The organism is bacterium (genome assembly GCA_035703895.1).
Taxonomy (GTDB): domain Bacteria; phylum Sysuimicrobiota; class Sysuimicrobiia; order Sysuimicrobiales; family Segetimicrobiaceae; genus Segetimicrobium.
This window is the reverse complement of record DASSXJ010000243.1, coordinates 1-7,388: the sequence shown is the minus strand read 5'-3', so window position 1 is coordinate 7,388 and position 7,388 is coordinate 1. Positions and strand designations below refer to the sequence as shown.

The 7,388-nt window shown below is 63.5% G+C and carries 8 protein-coding genes; 3 read left to right on the top strand and 5 right to left on the bottom strand.

Going from position 1 to position 7,388, the window contains the following annotated elements; all coding sequences use genetic code 11:
- Nucleotides 1–859: Gfo/Idh/MocA family oxidoreductase (locus VFP86_16285; GenBank protein HET9001197.1), on the bottom strand; the 859-nt coding region annotated here is incomplete at its 3' end.
- 169 nt (nucleotides 860–1,028) lie between these two features.
- Between VFP86_16285 and VFP86_16280 the strand changes: the two genes are divergently transcribed.
- Nucleotides 1,029–2,054, top strand: a complete 1,026-nt coding sequence (locus VFP86_16280) for a sensor domain-containing diguanylate cyclase (protein ID HET9001196.1) — start codon at nucleotides 1,029–1,031, stop codon at nucleotides 2,052–2,054.
- 23 nt (nucleotides 2,055–2,077) lie between these two features.
- Here VFP86_16280 and VFP86_16275 read toward each other — a convergent pair whose 3' ends face one another.
- Nucleotides 2,078–2,569 carry a GNAT family N-acetyltransferase gene (locus VFP86_16275; GenBank protein HET9001195.1) on the bottom strand — a complete coding sequence of 164 codons (492 nt, stop codon included), beginning with the start codon at nucleotides 2,567–2,569 and terminating at the stop codon, nucleotides 2,078–2,080.
- Entirely contained in the window at nucleotides 2,550–3,122 is a 573-nt protein-coding gene (locus VFP86_16270; GenBank protein ID HET9001194.1) for a putative glycolipid-binding domain-containing protein, read from the bottom strand. Before VFP86_16270 ends, VFP86_16275 begins: the two co-directional genes overlap by 20 nt.
- Nucleotides 3,123–3,263: 141 nt before the next feature.
- Between VFP86_16270 and VFP86_16265 the strand changes: the two genes are divergently transcribed.
- Together VFP86_16265 and VFP86_16260 are read left to right on the top strand one after the other, a co-directional pair.
- Nucleotides 3,264–3,746, top strand: coding sequence for a GNAT family N-acetyltransferase (locus VFP86_16265; protein HET9001193.1), 483 nt, complete (start codon nucleotides 3,264–3,266; stop codon nucleotides 3,744–3,746).
- Nucleotides 3,747–3,845: 99 nt separating this feature from the next.
- Nucleotides 3,846–4,799 (top strand): MBL fold metallo-hydrolase, encoded by a 954-nt coding sequence (locus VFP86_16260; GenBank protein HET9001192.1) that lies wholly within the window; start codon nucleotides 3,846–3,848, stop codon nucleotides 4,797–4,799.
- A 5-nt stretch (nucleotides 4,800–4,804) separates the two neighbouring features.
- Here VFP86_16260 and VFP86_16255 read toward each other — a convergent pair whose 3' ends face one another.
- Both VFP86_16255 and VFP86_16250 read right to left on the bottom strand, forming a co-directional pair.
- Nucleotides 4,805–6,811 (bottom strand): acetoacetate--CoA ligase, encoded by a 2,007-nt coding sequence (locus tag VFP86_16255; protein ID HET9001191.1) that lies wholly within the window; start codon nucleotides 6,809–6,811, stop codon nucleotides 4,805–4,807.
- 2 nt (nucleotides 6,812–6,813) lie between these two features.
- The coding region (locus VFP86_16250; protein HET9001190.1) for a dimethylaniline monooxygenase at nucleotides 6,814–7,388 on the bottom strand (575 nt) is incomplete at its 5' end.

Here is a 7,388-nt window from a genome sequence, read left to right as displayed (position 1 = left end):
CCACCGCGCTCCCTTCGGTTCCATCGACCTGGATGCTGAGCAGCTCGTCCCGGTAGACGCGCACGCACCATGACGAGTTGAAGTGGGCGACGATGCCGCCTTCCAGTTCGAAGGTCGCATACGCGGCATCGTCCGCCGTGGTGGCATACGATTCACCACGCTCATCGACCCGGCGCGGAATATGTGTGGCCCCCACGCACACCACCCGGCGTACCGCTCCAAACAGGTTGTCGAGCACGTATCGCCAATGCGGAAACATGTCGAGGATGATGCCCCCGCCATCTTCCTTCCGATAGTTCCAAGACGGTCGCTGCGCGCTCTGCCAGTCCCCTTCGAACACCCAGTATCCGAACTCGCCCCGTACGGCGAGGATCCGTCCGAAAAAGCCACCATCCACCAGTCGCTTGAGCTTGCGCATCCCAGGCAAGAAGAGCTTGTCTTGAACGACCCCGTTCTTGAGGGAGGCCTTCGCGGCCAGGGTGGCGAGTTCGAGGCTCGTTTCCAAGTCATCCGCGAGCGGTTTCTCAGCATAGACGTGTTTTCCCGCGCGGATCGCGCGACGCATCGCTTCCGCCCGCTGGGATGTCACCTGGGCATCAAAGTAGATCTGTGCCTCCGAGTTGTCCAGACATGCATCGAGGTCGGAACTCCACTTCTGGAGCCCAAACCGCCTGGCCAGCGCCTCGACCTTCTCAGGGCTGCGACCCACGAGGATGGGCTCCGGCCAGATCGCATCTCCGTCGGCGAGGGGGATCCCTCCCTGCTCGCGGATCGCCATGACCGAACGGGCGAGGTGCTGGTTGGTCCCCATGCGGCCGGTCACCCCGTTCATGATGATCCCCATTGTCACCCGAGCCACGTATGATCCTCCCTATGCAGCATGTCCGCCCGCCTTCTTCTTCGCGCCGGAGGGCGCTCCTTTCATGCGACCCGCGAATGGGTCTCGCGCAGCGGCAAGAAGGGCATGGTATTTACGGTCATCGCGCGTGGACCGGCGTCCACCACAGCAGGATGAGAGGAGTCTTCCAATGTCGCGAAAGGATTCTCCGTCGCACCCAAAACGAGACAAGGCGCTCCTCTTTCTTTCCCGCCTGGCGAGCGAATTTACCACTGTCGACCCCCTGCCCGATCTCGTCGACCGGGTCATGCTGGCCCTCCACGAGGAAACCGGCTTAGACTCGTGCGCCCTCGCGCTCCTGGACGAACGCCGCCCGGACGTCTTGACCATTCACGGGGCTTCCGGACTCCGGTCCCACTCCCGGGGAATGACCGTGTCGCGGGACAAGGGGCTGCACGGGGTCGTGATGGCCTCGCGAATGCCCCTGCTCATCCACGACATGTGGGCAGATCCGAGAGTCCAACGGCGAGATGGAAAGATTAGATCGGGGATCTATGCGCCGCTGATCGTCCGTGATCGCGCGGTGGGCGTCCTCAGCGCCCACCGGGCGGAGCAGCGCGCGTTTACAGAATCGGACCTCAGCCTGCTCACCGTCGTGGCGCGGTATCTGACGGGGGCCATCGAGGTCGCGCGTCTCCACGCACATCTGAACGATCTTGCCGCGACGGACGCGCTCACCAGGCTGGCGAACCGCCGGAGCTTTCTGGATCGCCTGGCGTCGGAGATCGCACGTGGCCGGCGCAAGGGGCATACGCTCAGCGTGGTCGTTCTGGATCTCGATGGATTCGGAATCATCAATGACGTCCACGGGCATACGACGGGGGACGCCCTGCTCATTCACGTCGCTCAGACCCTGACGCGGAGCGTCCGGGCATCGGACCTCGCGGCCCGATTGGGGAGCGACGAATTTGGCCTTCTCCTGCCCGAGACAAACGGCTCCCAGGCGATGAAGTTGATCTCCCGCCTCCGGACGCTGGCGATCTCGATCCCCCGCCAGCGACAAGCCAGCCCTCGAGTGAGCCTGTCGTACGGAATCGTGACGTGGTCCAAAGACTCGCACACCCCGGAATCGCTCCTGCGGGAGGCCGAAAGCAAGCTCCACGCGATGAAACATCGTCCCGCGAGAAAGGCCGCGACCGCAGCTTCTCGACGCTGATCGCGCTTGCGTTCACGCGTACCTCAGAGGAGGCTGGCGCGGGACGCGGCCCACTCGTAGAGGACGTCGGGCTCCCCCTCCTCGTTGCGCGATCCGCCGTTGAAATCGATGGGGACGAACCCTCTGGCCTCATAGAACGCGCGGGCGCGCTCGTTTCGCTGGAACGTGAACAACCGGAGCCGCTGCGGGCTGATCGCCTTCGCCTTGGCGAGAAGCCGGTCTCCGATCCCCTGCCGGTAATAGCCAGGGCGGATGTAGAGATGGTCGAGGTGCTCGCCGGCCACCGATAGGAACCCGACGATCTTCCCGTCGAGCTCCGCGACCCACACCTCGCTGCGTCGCATCACGATGTCTGGAATCCAGCGGCGGGTCTCTTCGTCGCTGTGAAGGGTGGGCAGGTACGGCAGCGCGTCCTGCCGGGATGCTAGGAACACCTCCGCAATCTCGAACGCATCGGCCGCGACCGCCGCCCTCAAGATGGCGTGATGGCCGCGTTTAGCCGCCTGTTTGTGCAATCCGCTCCCACCCTCCTGCATACCGCACCACCATTCCGGTGTCATCAACCTCGATCTCAGCACGAAACCCACTTTCGAGGCTCTCATACAGGTACGTCGACGCGGACAGCCGAGCGTACCGCTGGCGGAGAGGGCGCACGGTGAGATCCGGGAATGTCACCCACCCGGCGGTGACTTCGCGCGCGGACCCTACGGGAAGATTGAGGCGGCGGATCGGTAAGGTGTTGGTCGCCGGCGAAAATCCTAAGTCGACGTCGACGCAACCGGAGACGTCGGCCAAGGCGTCGCCATCCCTCCGCCACCGGCGATCTTCGTCAATCACCAGGGTGAGCATCCGTTCGGCTTCCGATCCCGCATGGAGGCCTACCTCGACAAACCGCGTGTTCCAAGCGAGGTCGCATGAGATCCTGTACCGGACGGCGTACGGGCGTTGATCCACTCCCACCACGGCCGTTCCTTCCATAAGGACCTCATCTGCACCGCGCAGGAGGCTGCAGTATTCCGCCCCGGGGAGATAGAGACCGCGCCAGAGTACGGTCTGTAGGTGAGTCATTCCGTTGCCCACCTCCGTCAATCGCTCGTGTAGCCTCTACGCACTCGAGAATATCGCGTTTCTTGCCCCTTCGCGATGCCTTCCCGTCGGGAACACAGGGGGCCCGTCTCGGTCGAGCGAAATTGTCCGCCAGGAAGCGCCATGAGCACATTTCAGCTTCGAGCGCTGCGCGAAGACGACCGCTCTTGGGTGAATCGCTTCATCGAGGACCATTGGCTGTCCAAGAGCATTATCGCTCGTGGCCGAGTCCTCTACCCTGACACGTTGCCCGGCTTTGTAGCGGAGCAGAGTGAGAGACCGGTGGGCTTGGTGACATATCGGATAGAGGGCGGAGAATGCGAGGTCGTCACCATCAACAGCGTGATCGAAGGGATGGGAATTGGTTCCGCGCTCATGAGTGCGGTCAAGGAATCCGCCGTCTTGGCCGGGTGCGAACGGCTCTGGCTGATCACCACGAATGACAATGTCAGGGCCCTACGTTTCTATCAGCGCCGGGGGTTCGCGCTGGTCGCAGTGTACCGTGATGCGCTCGAGGAGTCGCGCCGGCTGAAACCGGAGATCCCCCTCGTCGGCATGCACGGCATCCCCCTTCGGGACGAAATAGAGTTGGAACTCAGGCTTTAGGTAGATGGTGCAGTACAGCGTACGGCCTGCAATAAGGAGGACGGGAAGGGGTCGCTCGGCAAAGTGTCTCGGAGACCTGGATGTCTGTAGGAGGAAACGATGAACCAGAGGGTGATGCTCCAGCCTGTGGATGCTGTAGATGTGACAATTGTCGTCGATAATTTCTTGGATGTCTTGATGCCCAGCACCGAGATGGTCCGACGAGCACCGCTCGTGTGGGACTGGGCCGAACGCGACACGCTGGTGGCGGAGCATGGGTACTCACTGCTGGTGACAGTTCGAAAAGACGATCGCACTGAATCCTTGCTGTTCGATGCGGGGCTCGGACGCGAGACCGCGATCCACAATCTCGACGTCCTCGGTGTTCGGATCAGCGATCTCCGCACGGTGGCGCTCTCCCACGGACATGTCGATCATCACGGGGGACTGGAAGGCATCTTTCGACGTGTCGGCCGGCAGCGAATGCCGCTCGTGCTGCATCCCGATGCGTGGCGCGATCGCAAGATTGTATTCCCGACGGGGACCGAGATACGTATGCCGCCCCCGAATCGCAGCGACCTTGAGCGTGAGGGGGTCGAAGTTGTCGAAGAACGCGGTCCCTCACTGCTCCTCGATGGGATGGTGCTGGTGACAGGGCAGGTCGAGCGTGTGACCGATTTTGAGAAAGGATTTCCTTTGCAACACGCTCGCACGCAGGACGGTTGGGAACCGGATACCTGGCTGTGGGATGACCAACCGATGGTGCTCAACTTGAAGGATAAAGGTCTCGTCGTCCTCTCATGTTGCAGCCACGCGGGGATCATCAACGTCTTGCGCCATGCGCAACGGATGACGGGCCAGGAGAAAGTGTACGCGGTGATCGGGGGGCTGCATTTGACGGGAGGCATCTTCGAACCGATTATTCCGCGCACGCTCGACGAGTTGGTGGCGATCGGGCCGGAAGTCGTGGTGCCGTGTCATTGCACAGGGTGGAAGGCGACCCACGAACTGGCCCGCAGATTGCCGGGAGCCTACGTGCAGACCAGCGTTGGCACCCGCCTGCACTTTGTCTGAGCCGATTACCGATGCGCGTTGAGTTGTGCCGCCAGATCCACGAAGAAGCGGAGCGCGCCCGGGTTGCTCATGGCGTCCGCGCTGACGGCTTCCTCGGGCGGCGTCCCGGCCAGGATCCGCTTGACGGGCACCTCCACTTTTTTCCCATTGAGCGTGCGCGGGACTTCGGGAATGGCGTAGATCGCGTCGGGGACGTGGCGCGGCGACAACTCGTCACGCATTCGTTTCTTGATGCGCGCGCTGAGCGCCTCGTCGAGCGGCTGACCCTCGCGCAGCACCACGAAGAGCAGGAGCTGGCCCTCGCGGCCAAGCCTGCCGGTATCGACGGCCAGGGAGTCCAGCAGCTCGGGCATGTCTTCCACGACGCGGTAGAAGTCGCTGGTGCCCATGCGGACGCCCGCCCGGTTGATCGTGGCATCGGACCGGCCATAGATCACGCAGCTCCCCCGGTCGGTGATCTTGATCCAGTCCCCGTGGCGCCACACGCCGGGGAATGTCTCAAAGTAGCTCGCCCGGTAGCGGCGGCCATCCGGATCGTTCCAAAAATACAGCGGCATGGACGGGAGCGGCTCGGTGATCACCAATTCACCAACCTCCTCGATGACGGACCGGCCCACCGAGTCGAACGCCTCCACCTTGGCGCCCAGCCCCCTGCACTGGATCTCGCCGGCGCGGACGGGCAGGAGCGGACAGGAGAGCACAAACGCCGTACAGAGATCGGTGCCGCCGCTGACAGATCCCAACAGCGCCTCAGCGCTGACGTGGTCGTACACCCACCCGAACCCCTCGGGGGCCAGGGGCGCTCCCGTCGAGCCCAGGCCTCGCAGCCGTCCGAGATCGAGCTCCTTGCCGGGGGCGAATCCTGCCTTCATGCAGGCCATGAGAAACGGCGCGCTCGCTCCAAAATATGTCACCTCGGTCTCCTCGGCCAGCTGCCACAGGACCCGCATGCTAGGATAGGCCGGGCTGCCGTCGTAGAGGACCACAGTGGTACCTAGGAGGAGGCCACTGATGAGGAAGTTCCACATCATCCATCCCGTCGTGGTGAACCAAAAGAACCGGTCGTCCGGTCCCAGATCCAGGTGCAACGAGATCGCCTTTAGGTGCTCGAGCAAGATCCCGCCGTGGCCCTGGACGATCGCTTTGGGCAGCCCCGTCGTACCCGAGGAGTAGAGGATCCACAAGGGATGGTCGAACGGCACCTGCTCGAACGCGAGGGCCGGTTCCGCCGTCCGGGCAAACAGCTCCGGCCACATCTGAACGTTGGCGCCCGCGGCCACGGGGCGGTCGCTGGTCAGGTACGGGACGAGGACGGTCGTGCCCAGACTCGGCAGATTCTCGCGGATCTCCGCGACGGCTCCCAGGCGGTCATAGGCCTGGCCGTTGTAGCGGTACCCGTCGACGGCAAAGAGGACGCGAGGCTCGATCTGCTGAAAACGGTCCAACACACTTCGCGTGCCGAACTCGGGAGGGCAACTCGACCAGATCGCGCCGAGGCTGGCTGTCGCCAGGAAGGCGATCAGGGTCTCCGGAATGTTGGGCATAAAGGCGACGACCCGGTCGCCCCGGCCTACGCCCATCTCCTTGAGCGCGGAGGCCACGACAGTGGTCTGCCGGTAGAGGTCGCTGAAGGTCAGGGTGCTGAGCGGACGCCCCTCGGAGCGGAAGACCACCGCCGGGTGCGCGTCTCTGCGGCGCAGGGCGTGCTCGGCATAGTTTAGCTCAACTCCTGGGCACCACCGCGCAGCCATGACCTGCCGGTCCGCGAGCACCCGCGAGTCCCGCCGCCGGGCGATAACCTGAAAGAACTCCAGCATCGTGGCCCAAAATGTCTCCACGTCGGTGACCGACCACCGCCAGAGCTCCTCGTAGGAGGCGAACGCCAGCCCCTTGGTCGTCTTGAGCCAGCCCAGGTACCGGGTGACGTTGGCATGCGCCCGCTGGCGTTCGGTCGGTTCCCACAAGAGGGTCCCTTCGTCGACGGGGCCCGCGATCGGTTCCCGGGGCGCCATGGTCACGCTTGGCGGCGCAGGATGGCCTGTCCGATGAGCTTTGCCGAGGTGCGCACAGACACGGTAAACGCGAAGAATGGCCCAAAATCCTGGGAGGCCGGCATGCTGGTGATGAACAACCCCGGGATATTGGTCTGGAAATGCTCATCCAAGATGGGAAAGCCATTCTGGGTGGCCAGGGTGGCCAGGAGATTCCCCTGTGCCAGGAATGGCACCCGGTCTATTGCGACTTTGTACCCCGTCGCCAGGATGACGTGGTCGATGGTGAGCGTCTTGCCGTTGTCCAACTTCAACACCAGCGCACCGCTGGGCAGCAAACCGGCGGCCGCGAGTTGTGTCTTTGGCCACAACGTGACAGCGTCTTTCATCACTCGCGGTTCTAGCCAAGGCTCAACTTTCAAGCGCCCTTCCGCCCAAAGCCGCTGGCTGACCGCCTCCTTTTCCTCCGGTGAGAGCCTACGGAACCAGGCCGGATTGTCCACCATCGCATCCACCAGGGGATTGACCCAAGACCAGTCGGCCGCCTTGAACGAGGGGGAATCATGCCGGTGCGAAACGTGAACGGCGGCCGCGCCCG